At 64.6% G+C, this 20,814-nt stretch carries 24 protein-coding genes; 13 read left to right on the top strand and 11 right to left on the bottom strand.

What is annotated here, in order from left to right:
- The first annotated feature begins 18 nt into the window (after positions 1–18).
- The 8 genes from rpsP (at position 19) to DM995_RS07535 (ending at position 5,829) form a co-directional block, all read left to right on the top strand.
- On the top strand, positions 19–456 hold the full coding sequence (rpsP, locus tag DM995_RS07570) for a 30S ribosomal protein S16 (RefSeq protein WP_116969032.1): 438 nt from the start codon (positions 19–21) through the stop codon (positions 454–456).
- Positions 426–899, top strand: coding sequence for a ribosome maturation factor RimM (gene rimM, locus DM995_RS07565; RefSeq protein ID WP_116969031.1), 474 nt, complete (start codon positions 426–428; stop codon positions 897–899). The genes rpsP and rimM overlap by 31 nt, the downstream gene beginning before the upstream one ends.
- 88 nt (positions 900–987) lie before the next feature.
- Positions 988–1,200, top strand: coding sequence for an AbrB/MazE/SpoVT family DNA-binding domain-containing protein (locus DM995_RS07560; RefSeq protein ID WP_232824166.1), 213 nt, complete (start codon positions 988–990; stop codon positions 1,198–1,200).
- Positions 1,197–1,574, top strand: coding sequence for a type II toxin-antitoxin system VapC family toxin (locus DM995_RS07555; protein ID WP_116969029.1), 378 nt, complete (start codon positions 1,197–1,199; stop codon positions 1,572–1,574). Before DM995_RS07560 ends, DM995_RS07555 begins: the two co-directional genes overlap by 4 nt.
- Positions 1,571–2,302, top strand: coding sequence for a tRNA (guanosine(37)-N1)-methyltransferase TrmD (trmD, locus tag DM995_RS07550; protein WP_116969028.1), 732 nt, complete (start codon positions 1,571–1,573; stop codon positions 2,300–2,302). Before DM995_RS07555 ends, trmD begins: the two co-directional genes overlap by 4 nt.
- A 10-nt stretch (positions 2,303–2,312) precedes the next feature.
- Positions 2,313–2,702 carry a 50S ribosomal protein L19 gene (gene rplS, locus DM995_RS07545; protein ID WP_023836465.1) on the top strand — a complete coding sequence of 130 codons (390 nt, stop codon included), beginning with the start codon at positions 2,313–2,315 and terminating at the stop codon, positions 2,700–2,702.
- A 97-nt stretch (positions 2,703–2,799) separates the two neighbouring features.
- The gene (locus DM995_RS07540) at positions 2,800–4,653 is read left to right on the top strand and encodes a putative 2OG-Fe(II) oxygenase (RefSeq protein ID WP_116969027.1); all 1,854 of its coding nucleotides are present in this window, start codon (positions 2,800–2,802) and stop codon (positions 4,651–4,653) included.
- Positions 4,654–4,803: 150 nt separating this feature from the next.
- Positions 4,804–5,829, top strand: coding sequence for an aspartate-semialdehyde dehydrogenase (locus DM995_RS07535; protein ID WP_116969026.1), 1,026 nt, complete (start codon positions 4,804–4,806; stop codon positions 5,827–5,829).
- 42 nt (positions 5,830–5,871) lie between these two features.
- Here DM995_RS07535 and DM995_RS07530 read toward each other — a convergent pair whose 3' ends face one another.
- The 3 genes from DM995_RS07530 to DM995_RS07520 are packed head-to-tail and all read right to left on the bottom strand — an operon-like array spanning position 5,872 to position 9,004.
- Positions 5,872–7,458 carry a DHA2 family efflux MFS transporter permease subunit gene (locus tag DM995_RS07530; RefSeq protein ID WP_198669290.1) on the bottom strand — a complete coding sequence of 529 codons (1,587 nt, stop codon included), beginning with the start codon at positions 7,456–7,458 and terminating at the stop codon, positions 5,872–5,874.
- 6 nt (positions 7,459–7,464) lie between these two features.
- Positions 7,465–8,577, bottom strand: coding sequence for an HlyD family secretion protein (locus DM995_RS07525; protein WP_116969025.1), 1,113 nt, complete (start codon positions 8,575–8,577; stop codon positions 7,465–7,467).
- Entirely contained in the window at positions 8,570–9,004 is a 435-nt protein-coding gene (locus DM995_RS07520; protein WP_116969024.1) for a MarR family winged helix-turn-helix transcriptional regulator, read from the bottom strand. Before DM995_RS07520 ends, DM995_RS07525 begins: the two co-directional genes overlap by 8 nt.
- A gap of 93 nt (positions 9,005–9,097) precedes the next feature.
- Here DM995_RS07520 and DM995_RS07515 point away from each other — a divergent pair, with 93 nt between their 5' ends.
- The 4 genes from DM995_RS07515 to DM995_RS07500 all read left to right on the top strand — a co-directional run bounded on the left by DM995_RS07515 (position 9,098) and on the right by DM995_RS07500 (position 13,410).
- On the top strand, positions 9,098–9,748 hold the full coding sequence (locus DM995_RS07515) for a 2-hydroxychromene-2-carboxylate isomerase (protein ID WP_116969023.1): 651 nt from the start codon (positions 9,098–9,100) through the stop codon (positions 9,746–9,748).
- Complete coding sequence (locus DM995_RS07510; RefSeq protein WP_116969022.1) at positions 9,745–10,512, top strand: alpha/beta fold hydrolase; 768 nt, start codon at positions 9,745–9,747, stop codon at positions 10,510–10,512. The genes DM995_RS07515 and DM995_RS07510 overlap by 4 nt, the downstream gene beginning before the upstream one ends.
- A 93-nt stretch (positions 10,513–10,605) precedes the next feature.
- Positions 10,606–11,496 (top strand): bestrophin family protein, encoded by an 891-nt coding sequence (locus tag DM995_RS07505; protein WP_116969021.1) that lies wholly within the window; start codon positions 10,606–10,608, stop codon positions 11,494–11,496.
- A gap of 78 nt (positions 11,497–11,574) precedes the next feature.
- Entirely contained in the window at positions 11,575–13,410 is a 1,836-nt protein-coding gene (locus DM995_RS07500; protein WP_116969020.1) for a M2 family metallopeptidase, read from the top strand.
- 258 nt (positions 13,411–13,668) lie between these two features.
- On the opposite strand, the gene DM995_RS07495 is transcribed toward DM995_RS07500, so the two are convergent.
- The 5 genes from DM995_RS07495 to DM995_RS07475 all read right to left on the bottom strand — a co-directional run bounded on the left by DM995_RS07495 (position 13,669) and on the right by DM995_RS07475 (position 18,725).
- On the bottom strand, positions 13,669–14,244 hold the full coding sequence (locus DM995_RS07495) for a hypothetical protein (RefSeq protein WP_023836475.1): 576 nt from the start codon (positions 14,242–14,244) through the stop codon (positions 13,669–13,671).
- 183 nt (positions 14,245–14,427) lie between these two features.
- Entirely contained in the window at positions 14,428–16,035 is a 1,608-nt protein-coding gene (locus tag DM995_RS07490; RefSeq protein WP_232824164.1) for a SulP family inorganic anion transporter, read from the bottom strand.
- 37 nt (positions 16,036–16,072) lie between these two features.
- Positions 16,073–16,744: a carbonic anhydrase gene (locus tag DM995_RS07485; RefSeq protein WP_116969018.1), complete on the bottom strand. Its 672-nt coding sequence runs from the start codon at positions 16,742–16,744 to the stop codon at positions 16,073–16,075.
- A gap of 37 nt (positions 16,745–16,781) precedes the next feature.
- Complete coding sequence (locus DM995_RS07480) at positions 16,782–17,123, bottom strand: ArsR/SmtB family transcription factor (RefSeq protein ID WP_023836478.1); 342 nt, start codon at positions 17,121–17,123, stop codon at positions 16,782–16,784.
- A 162-nt stretch (positions 17,124–17,285) separates the two neighbouring features.
- Positions 17,286–18,725 carry an AMP nucleosidase gene (locus tag DM995_RS07475; RefSeq protein ID WP_023836479.1) on the bottom strand — a complete coding sequence of 480 codons (1,440 nt, stop codon included), beginning with the start codon at positions 18,723–18,725 and terminating at the stop codon, positions 17,286–17,288.
- Between the two features lie 184 nt (positions 18,726–18,909).
- Between DM995_RS07475 and DM995_RS07470 the strand changes: the two genes are divergently transcribed.
- The gene (locus DM995_RS07470; RefSeq protein WP_157973121.1) at positions 18,910–19,440 is read left to right on the top strand and encodes a YbjN domain-containing protein; all 531 of its coding nucleotides are present in this window, start codon (positions 18,910–18,912) and stop codon (positions 19,438–19,440) included.
- 139 nt (positions 19,441–19,579) lie between these two features.
- On the opposite strand, the gene rplI is transcribed toward DM995_RS07470, so the two are convergent.
- The 3 genes from rplI to rpsF are packed head-to-tail and all read right to left on the bottom strand — an operon-like array spanning position 19,580 to position 20,806.
- Positions 19,580–20,188, bottom strand: a complete 609-nt coding sequence (rplI, locus tag DM995_RS07465; protein WP_116969016.1) for a 50S ribosomal protein L9 — start codon at positions 20,186–20,188, stop codon at positions 19,580–19,582.
- Positions 20,189–20,200: 12 nt separating this feature from the next.
- The gene (gene rpsR / locus DM995_RS07460; protein ID WP_023836482.1) at positions 20,201–20,425 is read right to left on the bottom strand and encodes a 30S ribosomal protein S18; all 225 of its coding nucleotides are present in this window, start codon (positions 20,423–20,425) and stop codon (positions 20,201–20,203) included.
- A gap of 21 nt (positions 20,426–20,446) precedes the next feature.
- Positions 20,447–20,806, bottom strand: a complete 360-nt coding sequence (gene rpsF / locus DM995_RS07455) for a 30S ribosomal protein S6 (RefSeq protein ID WP_023836483.1) — start codon at positions 20,804–20,806, stop codon at positions 20,447–20,449.
- Positions 20,807–20,814: the final 8 nt, after the last annotated feature.

The raw sequence follows: 20,814 nt of genomic DNA, 5'->3' as shown, positions 1-20,814 counted from the left end.
GAAAGGTAAGGTTCTACAATGTCGATTTCCATGCGTCTGTCGCGCGGCGGTTCCAAGAAGCGCCCCTATTACAAGATCGTCGTCGCCAACAGCCGCGCGCCCCGCGACGGCAAGTATCTTGAGCAGATCGGCACCTACAACCCGCTGCTCGCCAAGGATTCGGGCGAGCGCGTGAAGATCAACGAAGAGCGCGCCAAGCACTGGCTGTCGGTCGGCGCGCAGCCCACCGATCGCGTCGCCCGCTTCCTCGACGCCGCCGGCCTCAAGGAGCGCAAGGCCAGCGTCAACCCCAAGAAGGGCGAGCCCGGCGAAAAGGCCAAGGAACGCGCCGAGGAAAAGGCCGCCAAGCTGGCTGAAGCCGAAGAGGCCGCCAAGGCCGCTGCCGAAGTTGCCGAACCGGGGTGGGCGTTGGGATTGCACATTGAATGTCTGATCGCCCCATCACCCTGGCCGTGATCGTCGGCGCGCATGGCGTGACCGGCGAGGTGCGCGTGAAGCTGTTCGGCTCGGGGCTCGATGCGCTGAAGGCGCACAAGAGCTTCAACAACGGTGCGCTGACGCTCAAGTCGCTGCGCCCGCAAAAGGACCTCGGCATCGCGCGCTTTGCCGAGATCACCGACCGCAACGCCGCAGAGGCCGCACGCGGTACCGAACTCACCGTTCCGCGTTCCGCGCTCCCGCCGCTCGGCGAGGGCGAATATTATCATGCCGATCTGATCGGATTGCCCGTGGTGTCAGAAAGCGGCGCCGCGCTCGGCACCGTGCGCGCGGTCGAGAATTTCGGCGCCGGCGACGTGCTCGATATCGTCCGCGACGACGGCAAGAGCTTCATGGTGCCGGTGACCGCCGGCGAGATCGACGAAGCCCGCGTCGTGATTGACCCGGTCTGGGCCGAATAGTATATACATTGCGTATATACGGGAGGCTCTGATGGGCAAGGAATACCGCGCAAAGAGCTTCAAGTCGGGCAATTCCGTCGCCATCCGCATGCCCGCAGCGCTCGGCATCGAGCCTGATCGGGAATGGACCATCGTCGAGGCCGACGGAAAGATGACGATCGAGCCTGCTGCAAACCCGAAGAAAAAGATCGATGTCAGCGGGTTCTGGGGCAAGGCACCTGGATTGCAGTTGCCGCCGCGAGAGGATTTTGAAGAGCGGCCGAGCGCCCTTGCCCCAAGGTTGCCATCGGGCCGATCGTGATCCGCTATCTGATCGATTCCGACTGCGCCGTATATGCATTAACGGCGCGGTTCGAGCCACTGCGGCACCGACTGGAAAGCCTGGAGCCTGGTGTCGTCGGGCTGTCTGCTGTCACCTTTGCCGAGATCTTTCTGGGATCGACCCAGGGCAAGCCACCGCCAGTCGGGGTGCTTGCGGCGTTTTTGTTGCAGATACCTTTGCTGCCATTTGATGAGGCGGCGGCAAGAGCCTATGCGCAACTGCCCTTCAAGCGCGCGCGGTTCGATCGGCTGCTGGCCGCGCATGCGCTGAGCATCGGGGCGACTATCGTGACGAACAACGAAGGCGATTTTGCCGACATCCCCGGCCTCAAGGTCGAGAACTGGACCCTATGACCTTCGCTGCCCAAGTCCTCACGCTCTATCCCGAGATGTTCCCCGGGCCGCTGGGCCATAGCCTGGCCGGGCGGGCGCTGGCGGAGGGGCGATGGTCGCTTGATGCGATCCAGATCCGCGATTTCGCGACCGACAGGCACCGCAGCGTAGACGATACGCCCGCTGGCGGCGGGGCGGGGATGGTGCTGCGCGCCGATGTGCTCGCCAGCGCGGTCGACCATGCGCTGGAGCGTTCGCCGCAAGCGCCCGTGATCGCGATGACGCCGCGCGGTGCGCCGCTGACCCAGGCGCGCGTACGCCAGCTCGCGGCGGGGCCGGGCGTCACCATCCTTTGCGGGCGATTCGAGGGATTCGATGAGCGGCTGTTCGAGGCGCGGCCGATCGAGGAGATTTCGATCGGCGATTACGTGCTTTCGGGGGGAGAAACCGGGGCTTTGGTGCTGCTTGACGCTTGCGTTCGGCTGTTGCCCGATGTAATGGGCGCGTCTTCCAGCGGAGACGAAGAATCGTTCGAGAACGGTTTGCTCGAATATCCGCACTACACCCGACCTCAAATCTGGGAAGGGCGTGCGATCCCCGAAGTGCTGCGATCGGGGGATCACGCGAAAATCCGGGCCTGGCGCGAAGCTCAGGCCGCGGAGATCACACGGCTAAGGCGGCCGGATCTTTGGGAGCGCCATGGGGGCACTCCGGATCGGTCGCCCTCTGGTGCGCGGCGAAAAACATGAGGACAGGTCGATGAACCTTATCCAGACGCTCGAAGCGGAAGCTATCGAGGAATTCAAGTCGAAGAAGTCCATCCCCGATTTCCGGGCTGGCGATACCGTTCGCGTGGGCGTGCGCGTGGTCGAAGGCGACCGCACCCGCGTCCAGAATTACGAAGGCGTGTGCATTGCACGCTCGAACCGCGGCCTGGGCTCCAACTTCACCGTGCGCAAGATCTCGTTCGGTGAGGGTGTCGAGCGCGTGTTCCCGCTCTATTCGCCGAACATCGATTCGATCACCGTCGTCCGTCGCGGTGTCGTGCGTCGTGCAAAGCTCTATTATCTGCGTGGCCTGACCGGCAAGCGCGCGCGTATTGCCGAGCGCCGCGACAACCGTCCCGCCAAGGAAAATGCCGAAGGCTGAACGCCTTTCGGCATAGTCTGAAACACGCAAGGGGGCGGTCCGGATCGGGCCGCCCTTTTTCGTTGCGCTCGGGCGCTGCTTTGCGCAGGGATGCTGCATGGCACTACCTCCCGGACCCGCACAGCAGATCATTCCCCGCGCGATGGCGCAGCTCAAGGCAGGCGATGCCGCTGCGGCCCGGCTGACCTTTTACGGACTTCCGCCCGCCGATCAGGCCCATCCCGATTGCCTGTTCGTCCGCGCGCTGATCGACCGGGCGCTAGGCCGGCTCGACGATGCGCGTCAGGCGCTGGCGAGCGCGATCGAGGCGGACGCGATGATCCCGCAGCTGTGGAAAGTCTATTCCGAAGTGCTCGATGCCTTGGGCAATCCAGTCGAGGCATTGCGCGCGGTCGATCGCGCGGTCGCCATCGCGCCCGGTTATGTCGATGCCTGGCACGATATGGTCGTGCGGGCGATCCGGACCGGCGAGCACGACCTGGCCGACCAGGCGCTTGTCAATCTGGCGAAGGTCAAGCCCGATGACCCGCGTCTACCATGGCTGCACGCAACGCTGGCCCAGGCGCGCGGCGACCATGATCTGGCGGTCGATGGCTTTCGTGCGGTACTCAAATCCAAGTCGAATGACCGCCGCGCGCTGCACAATCTGGCGGTTTCGCTACGCGAGCTCGACCAGCAGGAAGAAGCGCTGGCGGTGGTGAACGAGGCGCTGCGCCATCGGCTCGATGCACCTGAAACGCACACGTTGCGCGCGCATCTGCTGGCCGAACTGGGGCGCTACGAGGCAGCGGTCGATCAGTATCGCGATGTCATCGCGCGCTTCCCGGATTTTCTCGATGCGCAGGAAACGTTCGCCCGGCTGATGCCGCAACTCGCCGGCGGCGCAGCCCATGCCCTGGCTGGCTATCGCGCCGCGCTGAAGGACAGGCCGCAGTCCAGGCCGTTGTGGTTGTCCGCAGTGGCCAGCGCAAAGGCGCTGGGCGAGGCGGATCAGATGCGCGAATGGGCCGAGGAAGCACTGACGCGGTTCGGTGATACGCCCGACATGCTGTTCCTGCGGGCCAGCGCCGATATTGCCGCCCGTGACTGGCTGGCTGCTCGGCCCAGGCTCGAAGGCCTGGTCGCGGCGCATCCCGACAGCCATAGCGCACAGCTCAACCTTTCCCATATGCTGCTCGCTCAGGGCGACCCGAAGGCCGCAGAAACGCACGCGCTGGAAGCGGCGCGGCTCAACCGCGACGATCAGTCCGCCTGGTCGCTGCTCAGCGTGATCTGGCGGCTGCTCGATGATCCGCGCGAGGCCTGGCTGGCCGATTACGATCGGCTGGTGATGCCGGTAGAGCTGTCGGCCCCCGAGGGCTGGAGCGATATCACAAGCTTCCTGGCAGAACTCAAGCCGGTGCTCGAGGCGCTGCACACCACCCAGTTGCACCCGGCGGAGCAGACGCTGCGCGGCGGCACGCAGACGCGCGGCCTGCTGTTCCAGAAGCGGCATCCGGCGATTCAGGGTCTCAAGGCTTCCATCCATCAGGCCATTGTCGGCCAGCTCGTCAACCTGACCTTCGACATGGACCATCCGTTTCTAGGGCGGATGGGGGACGATATCCGCTTTGCCGGGTCCTGGTCGGTGCGGCTGGCGAGCGAGGGCTTCCATGTCAGCCATATCCATCCGGCGGGCTGGCTGAGCTCAGCCTGCTATATCAGCCTGCCGCCCGAGATCGCGCGCGGCGACGACCATGCCGGCGCGCTGCAGTTCGGCGTGCCCGACAGCGTGTTCGGGCTCGATCTTGCACCGCGCCGCATCGTCGCGCCCGCTGAAGGCAGGCTGGTGATCTTCCCCAGCTATATGTGGCATGGCACGCTCCCCTTCGAGAGCGTTGGCCACCGGATGACCGTAGCATTTGATGCAATGCCCCAAGCCATGCTTTCGATGAACAATATTCTGGTGTGAATTCGCGCTTCGAGCGCCATTTAGTTCCACCAGCAACGGGCGGTTTGAAATTGTCAGTCACCGCCTGTCGCATGCCGGTCACTCGCGGCTTGTATTGCCGGGGGTAAAGGGCTAGGCGCGCCCGTGCATTTGCACTGGAGGTTTGATCAAGTGGGTTATCGCGTTGCCGTTGTCGGCGCGACCGGAAATGTCGGTCGCGAAATGCTCGCCATCCTGGCAGAGCGCGAGTTTCCGATTGCCGAGATTGCGGCGGTCGCCTCGCCGCGCTCGACGGGATCGATGATCGAGTTCGGCGAAACCGGCAAGATGCTCAAGGTCCAGAATATCGAGCATTTCGATTTTACCGGCTGGGATATCGCGCTGTTCGCGGCAGGTTCGGCCGCGACCAAGGTCTATGCGCCCAAGGCTGCCTCGCAGGGCTGCGTCGTGATCGACAATTCGTCGCTCTACCGCATGGAGCCCGACGTGCCGCTGATCGTGCCCGAAGTGAACCCCGATGCGATCGACGGCTACACGCAGCGCAACATTATTGCCAACCCCAATTGCTCGACCGCACAGCTGGTCGTCGCGCTGAAGCCGCTGCACGATGCCGCGATGATCAAGCGCGTCGTCGTCGCCACCTATCAGTCGGTGTCGGGCGCGGGCAAGGAAGGCATGGACGAGCTGTTCGAGCAGTCGCGCAACATCTTTGTCGGCGACAGCGCCGAGCCCAAGAAGTTCACCAAGCAGATCGCGTTCAACATCATCCCGCATATCGACGTGTTCCTGGACGATGGATCGACCAAGGAAGAGTGGAAGATGGTGGTCGAGACCAAGAAGATCCTCGATCCCAAGATCAAGCTCACCGCGACCTGCGTGCGCGTGCCGGTGTTCGTCGGCCATTCGGAAGCGGTGAATATCGAGTTCGAGAACGAGCTTTCTGCCGAGGACGCGCAGAAGATCCTGCGCGAGGCCCCGGGCATCATGCTCGTCGACAAGCGCGAGGACGGCGGATACGTGACGCCGGTCGAGTGCGTCGGCGATGGCGCCACCTATATCAGCCGCGTGCGCGACGACAGCACGGTCGAGAACGGCATCTCGCTCTGGTGCGTTTCGGACAACCTCCGCAAGGGTGCCGCGCTCAACGCCGTCCAGATCGCCGAACTGCTCGGCCGCCGCCACCTCAAGAAGGGCTGATATTGCCGGGACGGGAGGCGATGCGCCTTCCGTCCCGCAGCCTCATTCCCCGATATGCATCGGCGCGCCGCCCATGTTTGCGGGGCGGCGCAGCAGGAGCAATAGCGGGATGGCGCACAGGTTGATCAGCATCATCGCGTGGAAATCGTCGATATAAGCGACCATCGCGGCCTGGCGATTGACCTCGCCGTTGATCGCGACCATCGCCGCATCGCCGACCGAGCCCAGCCGACCGGCGACGCTCGAATCGATGGCCGACAGCGAACTATCGGTGATGTGCGCGGCGAGGTCGCCATGGCTGATCTGGATGTTGCGGCCGAGCAAGGCGGTCATCGCCGAGATGCCGACCGAGGCGCCGATGCTGCGCGACAGGTTGAGCAGGCTGGCCCCATCGGTGCGATGGCGCGGCTGCAGGGTGGCGAACGCGGTCATGTTGAGCGGGATGAACACCAGCCCCATGCCCAGCCCCTGGACCAGCCCGGCGACCACCATCGGCTGCCAGCTCATCTCGAGCGACCAGCCGGTCATCATGTACAGCGAATAGCTGGAGATCGAGGCACCGGTGACCATCAGATAGCGCGGATCGATCTTCGTCACCAGCCGGCCCGCAATCGCCATCGATACGAGAATCCCGAAACCGCGCGGGGCGAGCAGCAGGCCGGTGTCGAGCACGGTATAGCCGAACAGCTGCTGCATCATCGGCGGCAGCAGCGCCATGCTTGCGAACATCACCATGCCGACCACCAGCATGAACAGCAGGGCGGCGGACATGTTGGGATTGCCCAGCAGCGAGCGATCGAACAGCGGCTGCTTGCCCCAGACCATATGGACGGCGAACATCCACAGGCATGCGAGCGCGATCGCGCCTTCGACCAGGATTTCGGTGCTGTCCAGCCAGTCGAGTTGGGTCCCGCGGTCGAGCATCACCTGCAGGCTCGCCAGGCCCAGCGCCAGCATCGAAAAGCCGAACAGGTCGAAGCGCCGGTCGGTCTTAGGGCGGCTGGGCAGCAGCCACAGCATCAGGATGACCGTGATGATGCCCAGCGGCACGTTGATCAGGAACACCCAGCGCCAGTTGTAATTCTCGGTCAGCCAGCCGCCGATCACCGGCCCCATGATCGGTCCGACCATGATGCCCATGCCCCACAGCGCCATCGCTTTGGCCTGGCGGCTGGGTGCGTTGATGTCCATCAGCACCGTCTGCGACAGCGGACCGATGAACGCGGCACTGATCCCCTGAAAGGCGCGGAACATCACCATCTCGCCCAGGCCCGTCGCCGCCCCGCAGAGCAGCGAGGACAGGGTGAAGGCGATCACCGCCCAGATGAACAGGTTGCGCGACCCGATGCGTTCGGCCAGCCAGCCGGTGATCGGGATGGCGATGGCCGAGGCGACGAGATAGCTGGTCAGTGCCCAGGTCACCGTTTCGGACGTCGCGCCCAGGCTCGATTCCATGTGCGGCAGCGCGACATTGGCGATGGTGGTGTCAAGGATCTGCATGATCGACGCCATCATCACCGCCAGCGTCAGTAGGCCGTGGTGCCTGACCGGCAGCATGGCGACATCGCCCGCGGCGATCGACGGCGGCGCAGGATGGCGGACAGGGGCAGGGGCGGCGCGGCTCGCCATGGCCGGTTACTTGCGCTCGCCGGTGTCGATCGTGACCTCGGCAGAGAGCCCCGCGATCAGCCGGCGGTCGGCGGGCTTGTCGAGCCGGATGCGCACGGGCACGCGCTGCGTCACCTTGACCCAGTTCCCGGTCGCATTCTGCGCGGGCAGCACAGAAAATTCCGCGCCGGTGCCCGCGCCGATACTCTCGACTTTGCCAGTGAGCTTGAGATCGGGATAGGCGTCGAGCTTCACCTCGGCAGGCTGGCCGACCCGCATGTGATCGAGATCGGTTTCCTTGAAATTGGCCTCGATCCAGCTGCGATCGTCGACCACCAAGGTCAGCGCGGGCAGGCCGACGACCATCGCCTGGCCCTTCTGCAGCCGATCGGCCTGGACCACGCGGCCGCTGACCGGCGCGCGGACCACGGTTCGCGCGAGGTTGAGCGCGGCTGTTTCGCGGCGCACGCGCGCCTGCGCGATCGCGGGATTGACGCCGGGGACCGCGCTGCCAGTGGCGAGTTTCGCGCGGGCATCGGCGGCATCGGCCTGCGCAGCCCGCAATTGCTCGCGCGCCATCTGCACGCGGCGTTCGGCCTCGTCGAGCCGGGCCTTGGTGGTGAAGCCGCGCGCCATCAGCGCCTGCTGCCGCTCCAGATCGATCCTGGCATAGTCGATCGCATCCTGCGCGGCGGCGATGCCGACACCGGTCGAGCGCGCCTCGCTGGCGAGCGTCGCGACCGAGACTTCGGCCCCGGCGATATCGGCATCGGCCTGGCGCACCGCGAGCTCATAGGGCTGGGGATCGATGCGGAACAGCACGTCGCCCGCCTTCACCGCCATATTCTCGCGCACGCGCACGTCGATGATCGGCCCGCCGACCTCGGAGGTCACCGCGACCTTGTCCTGCTGGACATAGGCATTGTCGGTCGAGACATAGCGCCCGCCCGAGAACCAGTAATAGCCGCCCGCCACCGCCAGCGCGAGCGGGACCGAGACCATCACCACCCGTCCCAGCCACTTGCGCGGCGCCTTTTCCGACGCCGCTTGCGGCGCTGGCGCCGAGGACGGCGCGCCCTGGGGCGGATCGACCTCCGCCGCGTCCTCGCTCACCGATATGCGTTCGTCGCGGTCAAGCATCGACGGCCTCCTTGCGCGAGAGAGTGGCGCGGACGCGCTCGACCAGCCCGGCGAGCACCTGCCGCTCGTCCTCGCTCAGGCCAGAAAAGGCATGTTCTTCGACCCGCCGGGCTTCGATTTCGAGCTGGCGGATCAACCCGTCGGTCTTGTCGGTGAGATACAGGTTCCAGGCGCGCCGGTCATTGGGATCGGGCTTACGGCACACCATGCCGCTATCGGCGAGCCGGTCGATCATGCGCGACAGCGTGATCGGTTCAACCTCGAGCAGATCGGCGAGCTCGCTCTGGCGCATGCCGGGTTCGCGCTTCAGCCGCGCTACCGTCCGCCATTGCAGGCTGGTCATGCCAAGATCACGCAACATTCCATCGAGCGTCCGGCGGTAGAGCCGCGCGGTGTCGTTGAGGAGAAAGCCAACCGAGTCTGTCATGGCATGCGATATAATAGCATATGACATTATATGGAAGTGCAGTAATCACAATTCCGTTTGCGTAAAACGCAATCTTTTGGCAGTCTGTGTGACATGACACTGCAAGCCGACATCTTCTGGTCGTTCCGCTCGCCGTACAGCTATCTCGCGATGCGCCGCTATCGCGCGATGGAAGCGCAATACGACCTCCAGCTCCACCTGCGCCCGGTCTATCCGCTGGCGGTGCGCGAGCCGACATTCTTCGAGCGCAATCATCCCGGCTGGCTGCGCTACACGCTGACCGACGTGTTCCGGCTGTCGCAATATCTGGGCATCGCCTTCTTCCCGCCCAATCCCGATCCTATCGTGCAGGACATGGCGACGCGGACGATTGCGGAAGACCAGCCCTATATCTACCGCATCACCCGCATGGGGCAGGCCGCCGCGCGCAAGGGCAAGAGCCTCGCCTTTTGCGACGAGGTGTCGCAGCTGATCTGGGGCGGCACCGCGAACTGGCACGAGGGCGATCATCTCAAGCACGCCGCAGAGCGCGCCGGGCTCGACCTCGCTGAACTCGACGCCATCGCCGCCTCCGACGCCGAAGCGCTCGACGCTGAACTCGCCGCCAACCAGGAAGCGCTCGAAATGGCCGGGCACTGGGGCGTTCCGACACTGGTCTTCCAGGGCGAACCCTTTTTCGGCCAGGACCGGATCGATCTTGCCATCTGGCGCATGGAGCAGGCAGGCCTTAAAGAGCGGGAATGACCGCCACCGCCACCAGCATCACCACCACCCGTATCCGCTCCTTCGACGGCACCGAATTGGCCGTGCACGAGACGGGGGAGGGGCGGCCGCTGCTGCTGCTGCACGGGCTGTTTTCGAGCGCGGAGACCAACTGGATCAAGTTCGGCCATGCCGCGAGAATCGCGGCGGGGGGCTATCGCGTGATCATGCCCGATCTGCGTGCGCATGGGCAAAGCGCGGCCCCGCATGATCCGGTGGCCTATCCGCATGACGTGCTGGTCGATGATGCGTTGTCGCTGATCGACACGCTCGGCCTCGACGATTTCGACCTGGGCGGCTTCTCGCTCGGCGCGCGGACCTCGGCCAAGCTGCTGGCGAGCGGAGTGACACCGCGCAAGGCGGTCCTGGCGGGCATGGGCTGGGAAGGGCTGACCGGCTGGGCGCGGCGGCGCGATTTCTTCGTCACCGCGATCGACCGGCGCGACGAGGTGAAGCGCGGCGACCCGCATTTCCTGGCGGTCGCGTTCATGAAGACGCAGGGCATTGATCCGGTGGCGGCGCGGCTGCTGCTCGACAGCTTCGGCAATGTCGATACCGATGCACTGGTCGCGCGCGACGTGCCGGTGCTGGTGGTCTGCGGGGCGGACGACCAGGACAATGGTTCGGCACCCGAGCTCGCGCGCCAGCTCAGGCATGCGACCTATCGCGAGATCAAGGGCACCCACATGTCGAGCGTGCTCGAGCCTGCGCTGGCCGAAGAGATCGTCGCGTTTCTCGCCACTTGATCCGCGGGACCGCGGGTGCGGGGTCGATGCAACAAATGTTAGTCTCAGCGGTAGTGCTGCCGATCGATCCTCCAGAATTCGAACGGCGACCGCATGATCATACCCTCGACGCCCAGCGCCACGCGCATCCTTCAGGAGGTCTGGAAGCCGCTCAGCATCCTGTTCGTCTGGGACGTGGTGGTCACGGTCGTCTACTTCTTCCTGCCGTTCAAGGCGCCGGGCCTGCCGCTGACCATCTTCGGTTCGGCGCTGGCGCTGTTCCTGGGGTTCCGGGATAACGCCGCCTATGCCCGCTGGTGGGAAGGGCGGGTGCTGTGGGGGCAGATGATCAACGCCTCGCGCAGCCTCGCGCGCGCGGCGCTGGCGTTCATCGATGACGACAACCCCGCCGCACGCGGCATCCGGCGCGACATCGTCATCCGCCAGATCGCCTTTGTCCACGCGCTGCGCGCCGCGCTGCGGCGGCAGAACGACTGTCCGGACCTTGAGCGGCTGCTGTCCGACGAAGAGGTCCATCTGGTCAAGCAGCGGCGCAACGTGCCCAATGCGATCCATGACGGAACCGGCCAGCTGGTCGCCCATGCCCAGCGCACCGGCCAGATCGATACCATCCAGCAGGCGCAGATCGAGGCGGTGCTGGTCGATATCTCTAACGCGCAGGGCGGCATGGAGCGGATCAAGAACACGCCGCTGCCGATGCAGTACCGCTTCTTCCCCGCATTGTTCACGCGGATCTTCTGCATCCTGCTACCCATCGGGCTGGTCGAGACGCTGGGCATCGCAACGCCGGTCGGATCGACCATGGCGGGCCTGATGTTCCTGGCGATCCTGCAGATCGGCGAGGATCTGGTCGATCCGTTCGCCAACAGCGTGCACGATGTGCCCTTGAGCGCGATGTGTCGCACGATCGAGATCGACCTGCTCCAGGCGCTGGGCGATCCAGCGCCAGAGCCACTCGCCGAGGTGAAGGGCGTGCTGTGGTAAGGCGTTGAATGCGCTTGACCTGACCCGGTGGCAGGCCCAATCCTGCTGGGCATAAACCGATATTCAGGGTGCTCCAACATGATCCTTCGCACGTCGCTTGCCGCGCTGGCCTTTGCGCTGGCCGTCCCCACCGCTGCCCTGGCCGAAGAGGCCGCTCCGCAGACCTCTGCTGCCAGAGCGACCGCTGCCGATGCCGAGGCCTTTGTCGCGGCGGCCGAGAAGGAGGGCTATGAATATTCGGTCTCGGCGGGCCGGGTGTTCTGGATCAACTCGACCTATCTGACCGACGATACCAACGCGCTCGCCGCCGAGGTCGGGGCCAAGGGCACCGAGATGCAGGTGCGCTTCGCGCTCGAAGCCGCGAAGTACAAGGACGTTCCGGGCCTGAGCGAAGAGACCCGGCGCAAGCTCGACAAGCTGCGCGGCGGCATCGTGCTGCCTGCGCCGACCACCGAGGGTGCCGCAGCCGAGCTCAACACCATCGCGACCGAGCTGCAGTCGATCTACGGCAAGGGCAAGGGCACGCTCGATGGTAAGCCGGTCAACGGATCGGACATCGAGGCGGCGATGGGCGAGGTGCGCGACCCGGCGAAGCTCAAGGAAATGTGGGTGAGCTGGCACGACAATGTCGGTGCGCCGATGAAGGACGATTATGCGCGCATGGTCGATATTGCCAACCAGGGCGCGCGCGAGCTGGGCTTCAAGAATGTCGGCGCCATGTGGCGCGGCCAGTATGACATGAGCGCCGACGAGTTCGCCGCGCTGACCGAAAAGCTGTGGCAGCAGGTCAAGCCGCTCTATGACGACCTGCACTGCTACACGCGCACCAAGCTCAACGAGAAATATGGCGATGCGGTGCAGCCCGAGACCGGCCCGATCCGCGCCGACCTGCTCGGCAACATGTGGGCGCAGGAATGGGGCAATATCTATGACATCGTCGCCCCGGCGGGCGCGGGCGATATCGGCTATGACGTGACCCAGTTGCTCGAGGCCAAGGCGTACGATCCGCTCAAGATGGTGAAGGGCGGCGAGGCGTTCTTCTCGTCGCTGGGCTTTGCGCCGCTGCCCGAGACCTTCTGGCAGCGTTCGCAGTTCGTCAAGCCGCAGGACCGCGAGGTGGTGTGCCACGCATCCGCCTGGGATATCGACAACAAGGACGATATCCGCATCAAGATGTGCATCAAGGTGAATGCCGATGACTTCACCACGATCCATCACGAGCTGGGTCACAATTATTACCAGCGCGCCTATAACAAGCAGGATCCCCTGCACCTCGACGGTGCCAACGATGGCTTTCACGAGGCGATCGGCGACATGATCGCGCTGTCGATCACGCCCGATTACCTCGTCGAGATCGGTCTGCTCGACAAGGCCAAGGTGCCGGGCGCGGACAAGGATCTGGGGCTGCTGCTGCGCCAGGGAATGGACAAGCTGGCCTTCCTGCCGTTCGGTCTGCTGGTCGATCGCTGGCGCTGGGGCGTGTTCGACGGCAGCATCAAGCCCGCCGGTTACAACGACGCCTGGACGGCGCTACGCCTGCAATATCAGGGCATCGTGCCGCCCGCCGACCGTCCGGCCAATGCCTTCGACCCCGGCGCGAAATACCACATCCCCGGGAACACGCCCTATACCCGCTACTTCCTCGCGCGCATCCTGCAGTTCCAGTTCTACAAGGCGGCGTGCGACATCGCCGGCTGGAAGGGCCCGCTGCACCGCTGCAGCTTCTACGGCAACAAGGAGGTCGGCAACCGGCTGAACGCGATGCTCGAGATGGGGGCGTCCAAGCCCTGGCCCGATGCGCTCGAAGCGTTCACCGGTTCGCGCGAGATGGATGGCACCGCGCTGGTCGAGTATTTCGCGCCGCTGCAGACCTGGCTCAAGGAACAGAACAAGGGCAAGCAGTGCGGCTGGTGAGCGCGGCCACCCGCCGCTGAACCATCATCACGGGCAAGGGCAGGCTGCGCGGTCTCTGGACCGCGCGTCTGCTCGCCCGAGCATCACAGAACAAGGGCAAGCAGCGCGGCTGAAAAGCCGCTCCGCTTGCCCTTGGTACTGCATGGAGTGTAAGATTTGGGGCCTGTCTTCCTGAAGCGGGGGGCGCCTCTATCTGGAAAACAGGCCCCGAGGCACCGCGCGTGAGGGAATCGCGCGCTGCGCCTGACCCGGCGTCAATCAGTGAACGTTGTAGGGAGCACCGGCAGCACCGGTGGTCGAGGGGACGACGTTCTGATCGACATAATCGCTATTTTCATCCACTGGACCCGCAGCGGCCCTGTTGCCACGACGCGACAGCGCGATGGCGGCGGCAATCAGCGCGATGCCGCCGGCCGCCAGGCCCAAAGTGAGTGCGGGATGCGCACGGGCCTGCTGTGCCGCATAACGGCTGTTTTCGCTGACCTTTTGCGACAGTTCGCGCGCCACGACCGACAGCCGCTCGCTGGCATCCTGGGCCAGTTCCTCGGCCTTGTCGCGCAACGGACCCATTTCGGTGGTCAGCGACTTGGCATTGTCGGTGATGATCGCGGCAGCCGCCGAGGCGTTGCGCTTGGCGAGATCGGAAGCGATGCGGGCGTTTTCCGCGATCACTTCTCCGGCCAGACGCGCGGTTTCGGTCGCCTTGGCACGCAGTTCGTCGCGGTTTTCGTTGACCGATGCAAAGGCGCTGGCGGCTTCGCTGCGTGCGCGCTCGGCCAGGTTCAAAGCGTCGGTCTTGATCCGCTCGGCGGCGGTCTTGATGGCATCACTCATGGTGATCTCCTTGTACAATCAGGTAATTGGGTCCCCTGCACCGCTTTGATTACGCCGTTCCTGCCAGATTGTTCCCTCCGGATCCGGCCCGACAGCGATTTCTTTCGATGGCTGCAAAGGCAAACGGCCACCGGATTGCTCCGGTGGCCGCTTGCGCCGTTCTTGCTGTGATCAGGCCCGGGATCAGGCCGCCGGCTCAAGCACCGGCCTGGCTTTTTTTGGCCCGTCTCCCCGCTCGTCTGATGCGTCCTGCATCTTCTGATAGGGGGATGCATAGCGGTCGTGCAAATCCTGCCACTCCATCACCATGCTGCCTCCGGTGGCCTTGTGCTGCTTCTCCCATGCGCCCAGCATGTCGAGACAGGCATGGTCGATATGGTCGAGATGCTCGACATGGACATGCACCTCGCGACCGGGCTTCACCGTTTCCAGCACGCTGGCGAGCCGCGGGATCGAGAAGAAGGTGGCCGATCCGTGCAGGAACACGTCGGTGCGCGCCGCCATCTCGTCATCCTCCAGATCGACCCGGACATGCGTGAAGGTATAGACCACCTTGGCGGTCGCCAGCACGAAGCCGATGATCACGCCGGTGAGCAGGTCGAACACCACGATGCCGCCCAGGGTGGCGAAGTAGATCGCCAGTTCGACGCGGCCGTACGACGCGATCTTCTTGATCTGCGCGATGTTGACCAGCTTGTAGCCGGTATAGACCAGGATCGCGGCGAGCGCGGCGGTGGGGATCAGCGCGAGCAGCCAGGGCAGCGCAACCACGGTGGCGAGGATCCACGCACCGTGCATGATCGCCGACAGCCGCGACTTGGCGCCTGCCTGGACATTGGCCGAGGAGCGCACGATCACGCCCGTCATCGGCAGCGCCCCGACCGCACCGCACAGCATGTTGCCGATGCCCTGCGCGCGCAGTTCCTTGTCGTACTTGGTGCGCGGGCCGGTGTGCATCTGGTCGACGGCGGTGGCGCACAGCAGCGTTTCGGCGCTGGCGACAAAGGCGAAGACCACGCCGAGCAGCAGGATTTCCATGGTCAGGCCGCGCTGCAGCGCTTCCATGGTGGGAATGTTGAGCGAGGCGACGATGTTGTCGGGAACGGTCACGCGCTTGATGTCGAACCCAGCGGTGGCAGCGACGATCGTTCCGACGATGACCGCGATCAGCGGGGCGGGCACCATGGAAAGCTGCTTGGGCTTGAACTGGTTCCAGATCAGGATCGCCGCGATGGTCGCCACGCCGGTGATCGCCGCGAGGTGATGGCTGTCCATCGCCATCGGAAAGATCGCCTTGTAGATCGCCTCTGGGATCGACAGAAGGTTCTCGATGCCGCTGCCGCGCGGGCTGTCATCGATCATCACATGGAATTGCGAGCCGAGAATCAGCACGCCGATGCCGGCGAGCATGCCGTGGATGACCGAGGGCGAAATCGCGCGGAACCACTGGCCGAGCCGGGCGATGCCCGCGATCAGCTGGAGCGCGCCGGCGATCAGGCCGACCACGCCCATCATGATCAGGCCATGTTCGTCGACCAGCTGGTAGCACAGCACCGCCAGACCCGCGGCGGGGCCGCTGACCTGCAGCGGCGAACCCGCGAGCGTGCCGACGACCAGGCCGCCGATAATGCCGGTGATCAGACCGAGCGCAGGCGGCGCTCCGGATGCGATGGCGACGCCAAGGCAGAGCGGAAGCGCCACCAGAAACACGACGACCGAAGCGAGCAGGTCTTGCGGCCAGCTTCGCTTCATCGTCTCGATTTCGCCCATCTGGGCGGTAGCTGCAGTCATGATCAGGATCCTTCAATGAGGCGTTGCAGGGTACCGATCAGGCGGCGCACTGATGCTTTTCGAGCGCCAGGGCCGCCATTTCGCTGGCATAATGTTCGTGCACCGGGGTGAACTTGCCGGTGGCTTCGTCATAGGCGGTGACGTCGCCGGTGGCGATGTCATAGACCCAGCCGTGCAGCTGCAGGTCGCCCGCCGCGAGACGCGCCGCGACCGACGGGTGCGTCTTGAGATGGTTGAGCTGCAGGATGACATTCTGTTCGAGCAGCATCTTCATCTTGGCGGCGTCATCGAGAGTGCCGCCGAGATGCTTCACCACCTCGACCGCCGCGCGCGAATAGCCCAGCCATTCGCGGACATGCGGAAGGCTGTCGAGCCCTTCGGGGTTCATCGCGCCCTTCATCGCGCCGCATTCGGTATGGCCGCAGATGACGATATGCGGGACCTTGAGCGCCGCGACGGCGAACTCGATCGACGCGGTCATGCCGCCGGTATGGTTGGTGTGCGGCGGGACGATATTGCCCGCATTGCGGCAGATGAACAGCTCACCCGGATCGGTCTGCGTGATCATCGCGGTTTCGATGCGCGAATCCGAGCAGGTGATGAACAGGGCTTCGGGCGACTGGCCCTTGGCGAGGCTCTCGAACAGCTCCTGCTTCTCGGGAAAGACTTCGGTCTGGAAGCGGACAACGCCGGCGGCGAAATGAGGCATGGGGATGCTCCTTATTGAGGCTCAAGGGGTTGGTTGATCACGACCAGAGTTCACGCACCTCGCGCAAATCTCCGGCCAAGGCCGCAGGGGCACGGGCTTCGACAAAGGCGAGCCCGTCGGTGATCCAGCCGGCAATCTGCGGCTGGGCCAGGCGATAGAGATGCTGACGCCCGTTGCGGCGTTCCTCGACCATGCGCGCGGTGCGCAGCAGGCTGAGATGCTGCGAAAGCCGGGTCGGCGGCAGGTTCAGCTTTTCCGCCAGCGTGGTGACGTCGCACTCGCCGGTGCGAAGCTCCTCGATCAGGCGAATCCGGTCGGGATGCGCGATGAGCTTGAAGACCTCGGCCAATTCGCGGGCGACAGGGACACGGTGCGGCATGCCCCGGATTATGGCGATCCGCTAAACTAGGTCAATACATACCTGCAAATATATGCAGATGTAACGGTAACGGCTTGTTGGAAAATTCAAGGGCCACAATGCCTTAGGCCTACCCGCCCGTCATGGCCCTTTTGCAGGATGCTGTTTGCCAGCGATCGCTTCTCAGCGGAACGGCGGCTCGTTGAAGGCGCGCAGCTTGCGGCTGTGGAGCGAATTGCTCTCCCCGCGCAGCATCTCGCAGGTGCGGATGCCGATCTGCATGTGCGCGGCGATGGCTTCCTCGTAGAAGCGATTCGCCTGGCCGGGCAGCTTGAGCTCGCCATGCAGCGGCTTGTCCGACACGCACAGCAACGTCCCATAGGGCACGCGGAAGCGATAGCCCTGCGCGGCGATCGTCGCGCTTTCCATGTCGATCGCCACCGCGCGCGACTGCGAGAAACGCAGCGCACTGGTCGAATAGCGCAGCTCCCAGTTGCGATCGTCGGTGGTGACCACGGTGCCGGTGCGCATCCGCCGCTTGAGGTCCGCGCCGCTGGTGCCGGAGATTTCCTCGGCCGCCCCGGCGAGCGCCTGCTGGATCTCGGCGATCGGCGGGATCGGGATTTCGGGCGGCAGCACCTCGTCCATGATATGGTCGTCGCGCAGATAGGCGTGCGCGAGCACATAGTCGCCGATCCGCTGGGTCGGGCGAAGGCCGCCGCAATGGCCGATCATCAGCCACACCTCGGGCCGCAGCACCGCGAGGTGATCGGTGATCGTCTTCGCGTTCGACGGGCCGACGCCGATATTGACCAGCGTGATGCCCCCGAAATCGGGCGCGATCAGGTGATAGGCAGGCATCTGGTGGCGGCGCCAGGCGCTGTCGGCAACCAGCTGGCTGGGGTCCGCGCCGGGCTGATCGGTGTACAGTCCGCCCGCACCCGACAGCGCGGTATAATGGCCCTTGCCGATCTGGCTGCACGCCCAGCCCACGAACTCATCGACATAGCGGTGATAGTTGGTGAACAGGATGAAGCGCTGGACATGCTCGGGCGGAGTGCCGGTATAGTGCCTGAGGCGCGCCAGCGAGAAATCGGTGCGCAGGCCGTCGAACAGCGAGAGCGGACGTTCCGACCCGTAGCCGAAGGACAGGAAGCCATCGGCGATCTCGTCGCCGATATCGGCGAGCTCGGTGGTCGGGAAATAGCGCGCCAGCTCGAGCGGGGTAATGCCGCCGAGCTCGGGGCCCGAGATGCCGTCGAGCACGTACGGAAAGGGAATTTCCTGCTCGCTCGGCCCTACCGACATCACGACATCGTAATTGTCGCGCAGCAGCGTCAGCTGCTCGGTCAGATAATCGGCGAACATGCGCGGGCGGGTGACCGTGGTGGTGTACATCCCCTGCGCGTTGAGGCGGCCGAAGGACAGCCCGGGCGCGGTGCCGCGCTCGTTGCCCCCATATTCGATGCGAAGGCAGGGATAGCTGAACGCGCCGCTCGCGCGCAGCGCCGGATCGGGCGGCGTGCCATGCTCGACAAAGGCGCGGATCGCGGTCTGGAGAGAGTGGACCGACCGTTCGTAATGGTCGGCAAGCTGGGTGATGATCGTATCGATAGTGCTCATGTTAAGCTCTTAACGACTCCGGATGGCACTGTCATTACCGTTGTCGTGGCGCGGTGATGACGGGTCGATGACGGAATTTCAGGCGGTTGCAAGCGCTGGCGCACACCGCTTATGATGCTGGCGGGTCCGATCGAGCGGGAGGAGTGACACAATGACAACAACGGGCAGGGGAACTCGCGCAGGCATGGCTGTGGCGCTGGCGCTGGTGCTGGCGCTCGCCGGCACGTCGATGGAGCCCGCAGCAGCGCAGCAGGCGCAGGGCAATGCCGATGACCGCGTGGAGGTGAATGCGTTCACCCCGACCACCGTTCGCGAAATCCTGGCGCCGTTCGGCAATGCGGTGGCGATCGCCGATCGCAAGACGCCCGAGGGACGTCCGTTCGTCGAGGCGAGCTTCGGCCAGCTGCGCGTCAACATGTTCTTCACCGCGTGCCCGCCCAATCAGCCCGACCAGTGCCAGGGGCTGTACATGCTCGCCTTCTGGCCCAAGCCAGCGGAGCGCAACCCGCAGAACCTCGCGCAGGCGGCGGGGGATTTCAACCGGCTGTACGAGTTCAGCAAGGCAGGCGTGTCGGTGGCCGGCGAACCCTTTGTCGCGCGCTATCTGATCAGCGATTTCGGCGTGAAGCGCGGCACGCTGCGCCGCGAGGTGACCAATTTCGTGGTGCTGGCGCAGCGCTTCAACCAGGAAGTGGTGAGCCCGCCAGCGCAGTGAGGCGTATAGCTGCGGATGGCTTTGCACGCGTTCCCCTCCCTTGAAAGGGGGGAGAGTTCGGATGGGCAGTGCCCATTACACAAAAAGGCCAGGCTCCATTGCTGGAACCCGACCTTTTTTGTTTAACGTGATCGTCCGATCAGGCGGCGGCGTCTTCGCCTTCGCCTTCTTCGGGCTCGTCAACCGGGATGGTGCCCGGTTCGGCATTGGGGTCGAACTTCTCGACAAAGCCGGCGGGCGCCTGGTCTTCCTCGAACATCTGCGCCATCACGTCGACACCGGCCTTCTGCAGCTCGGCTTCGTCGTCGCTGCGCGCGACGTTGACGGTAACGCTGACCGACACTTCGGGGTGCAGCGCGATCTTGACCGGGAACACGCCCAGCGTCTTGATCGGGCGCTCCAGGATGATCAACGCCTTGGTGACATTGGCACCATCGGCGTTGAGCGCGTCGGCGATGTCGCGGACCGACACCGAACCATAGAGCTGGCCGCTGTTCGACGAGGCGCGGATCAGGACGACCTGCATGCCGTCGACCGACTCGGCGCGCTTGGCCGCTTCGTCGCGCTTGGCAAGGTTTTCGGCCTCGATGCGCTCGCGATTGGCTTCGAACACCTTGCGGTTGGCTTCATTGGCGCGGAGCGCCTTCTTGTTGGGCAACAGGAAGTTGCGGGCATAGCCGTCCTTGACGGTGACGACGTCACCGATCGAACCCAGCTTCTCGATCCGTTCGAGCAAAATGATCTGCATGTCCCTTGCTCCTTACTTCACGATGTACGGCAGCAGGCCGATATGGCGAGCGCGCTTGATGGCCTTGGACAGCTCGCGCTGCTTCTTGCCGGAAACCGCGGTGATGCGGCTGGGGACGATCTTGCCACGTTCGGACATGAAGCCCTGAAGCAGGCGCACATCCTTGTAATCGATGGCGGGAGCGTTCTTGCCCGAGAACGGGCAGGACTTGCGGCGGCGGAAAAATGGGCGTGCCATGTGTCGTTATCCCTTTCTGTCTCAGGCTTCGCGGTCGCGGCGCGGACGCCGTTCGCGGTCCTGCTTGCGCATCATCACCGACGGGCCGCTTTCCAGCTCGTCGACGCGCACGGTCAGGTAACGGATGATGTCTTCGTTGATCGAAGTCTGACGCTCCAGCTCGGCGACGACACCGGCGGGGGCTTCGATGTTCAGCAGAACGAAGTGCGCCTTGCGGTTCTTCTGGATCTTGTAGGCGAGGTTGCGCAGACCCCAGGTCTCGGTCTTGGTGACCTTGCCTTCGTTCTGTTCGACAATCTCGGTTGCGGTCTGGGCCAGCGCGTCCACCTGGGCCTGGGACAGGTCCTGGCGCGCCAGAAACACATGCTCGTACATCGGCATGTTGGCTT

It is taken from the genome of Blastomonas sp. UPD001, from assembly GCF_003426715.1.
Classification (GTDB): Bacteria; Pseudomonadota; Alphaproteobacteria; order Sphingomonadales; family Sphingomonadaceae; genus Blastomonas.
The sequence above is the reverse complement of the archived record's forward strand: the minus strand, read 5'-3'. Positions and strand labels throughout refer to the sequence as shown.

What these genes read in the sequence shown, in the direction of transcription:
- DM995_RS07520 (WP_116969024.1), bottom strand. Translation starts at nt 9,004, where the DNA reads ATGACAGACTCGGTTGGCTTTCTCCTCAACGACACCGCGCGGCTCTAC.
- DM995_RS07560 (WP_232824166.1), top strand. Translation starts at nt 988, where the DNA reads ATGCCCGCAGCGCTCGGCATCGAGCCTGATCGGGAATGGACCATCGTC.
- DM995_RS07540 (WP_116969027.1), top strand. Translation starts at nt 2,800, where the DNA reads ATGGCACTACCTCCCGGACCCGCACAGCAGATCATTCCCCGCGCGATG.
- DM995_RS07500 (WP_116969020.1), top strand. Translation starts at nt 11,575, where the DNA reads ATGATCCTTCGCACGTCGCTTGCCGCGCTGGCCTTTGCGCTGGCCGTC.
- DM995_RS07515 (WP_116969023.1), top strand. Translation starts at nt 9,098, where the DNA reads ATGACACTGCAAGCCGACATCTTCTGGTCGTTCCGCTCGCCGTACAGC.
- rplI (WP_116969016.1), bottom strand. Translation starts at nt 20,188, where the DNA reads ATGCAGATCATTTTGCTCGAACGGATCGAGAAGCTGGGTTCGATCGGT.
- rpsP (WP_116969032.1), top strand. Translation starts at nt 19, where the DNA reads ATGTCGATTTCCATGCGTCTGTCGCGCGGCGGTTCCAAGAAGCGCCCC.
- rpsF (WP_023836483.1), bottom strand. Translation starts at nt 20,806, where the DNA reads ATGCCGATGTACGAGCATGTGTTTCTGGCGCGCCAGGACCTGTCCCAG.
- DM995_RS07530 (WP_198669290.1), bottom strand. Translation starts at nt 7,458, where the DNA reads ATGGCGAGCCGCGCCGCCCCTGCCCCTGTCCGCCATCCTGCGCCGCCG.
- DM995_RS07525 (WP_116969025.1), bottom strand. Translation starts at nt 8,577, where the DNA reads ATGCTTGACCGCGACGAACGCATATCGGTGAGCGAGGACGCGGCGGAG.
- DM995_RS07495 (WP_023836475.1), bottom strand. Translation starts at nt 14,244, where the DNA reads ATGAGTGATGCCATCAAGACCGCCGCCGAGCGGATCAAGACCGACGCT.
- DM995_RS07480 (WP_023836478.1), bottom strand. Translation starts at nt 17,123, where the DNA reads ATGCCGCACCGTGTCCCTGTCGCCCGCGAATTGGCCGAGGTCTTCAAG.
- DM995_RS07505 (WP_116969021.1), top strand. Translation starts at nt 10,606, where the DNA reads ATGATCATACCCTCGACGCCCAGCGCCACGCGCATCCTTCAGGAGGTC.
- rplS (WP_023836465.1), top strand. Translation starts at nt 2,313, where the DNA reads ATGAACCTTATCCAGACGCTCGAAGCGGAAGCTATCGAGGAATTCAAG.
- rpsR (WP_023836482.1), bottom strand. Translation starts at nt 20,425, where the DNA reads ATGGCACGCCCATTTTTCCGCCGCCGCAAGTCCTGCCCGTTCTCGGGC.
- DM995_RS07470 (WP_157973121.1), top strand. Translation starts at nt 18,910, where the DNA reads ATGGCTGTGGCGCTGGCGCTGGTGCTGGCGCTCGCCGGCACGTCGATG.
- trmD (WP_116969028.1), top strand. Translation starts at nt 1,571, where the DNA reads ATGACCTTCGCTGCCCAAGTCCTCACGCTCTATCCCGAGATGTTCCCC.
- DM995_RS07485 (WP_116969018.1), bottom strand. Translation starts at nt 16,744, where the DNA reads ATGCCTCATTTCGCCGCCGGCGTTGTCCGCTTCCAGACCGAAGTCTTT.
- DM995_RS07490 (WP_232824164.1), bottom strand. Translation starts at nt 16,035, where the DNA reads ATGACTGCAGCTACCGCCCAGATGGGCGAAATCGAGACGATGAAGCGA.
- DM995_RS07510 (WP_116969022.1), top strand. Translation starts at nt 9,745, where the DNA reads ATGACCGCCACCGCCACCAGCATCACCACCACCCGTATCCGCTCCTTC.
- rimM (WP_116969031.1), top strand. Translation starts at nt 426, where the DNA reads ATGTCTGATCGCCCCATCACCCTGGCCGTGATCGTCGGCGCGCATGGC.
- DM995_RS07475 (WP_023836479.1), bottom strand. Translation starts at nt 18,725, where the DNA reads ATGAGCACTATCGATACGATCATCACCCAGCTTGCCGACCATTACGAA.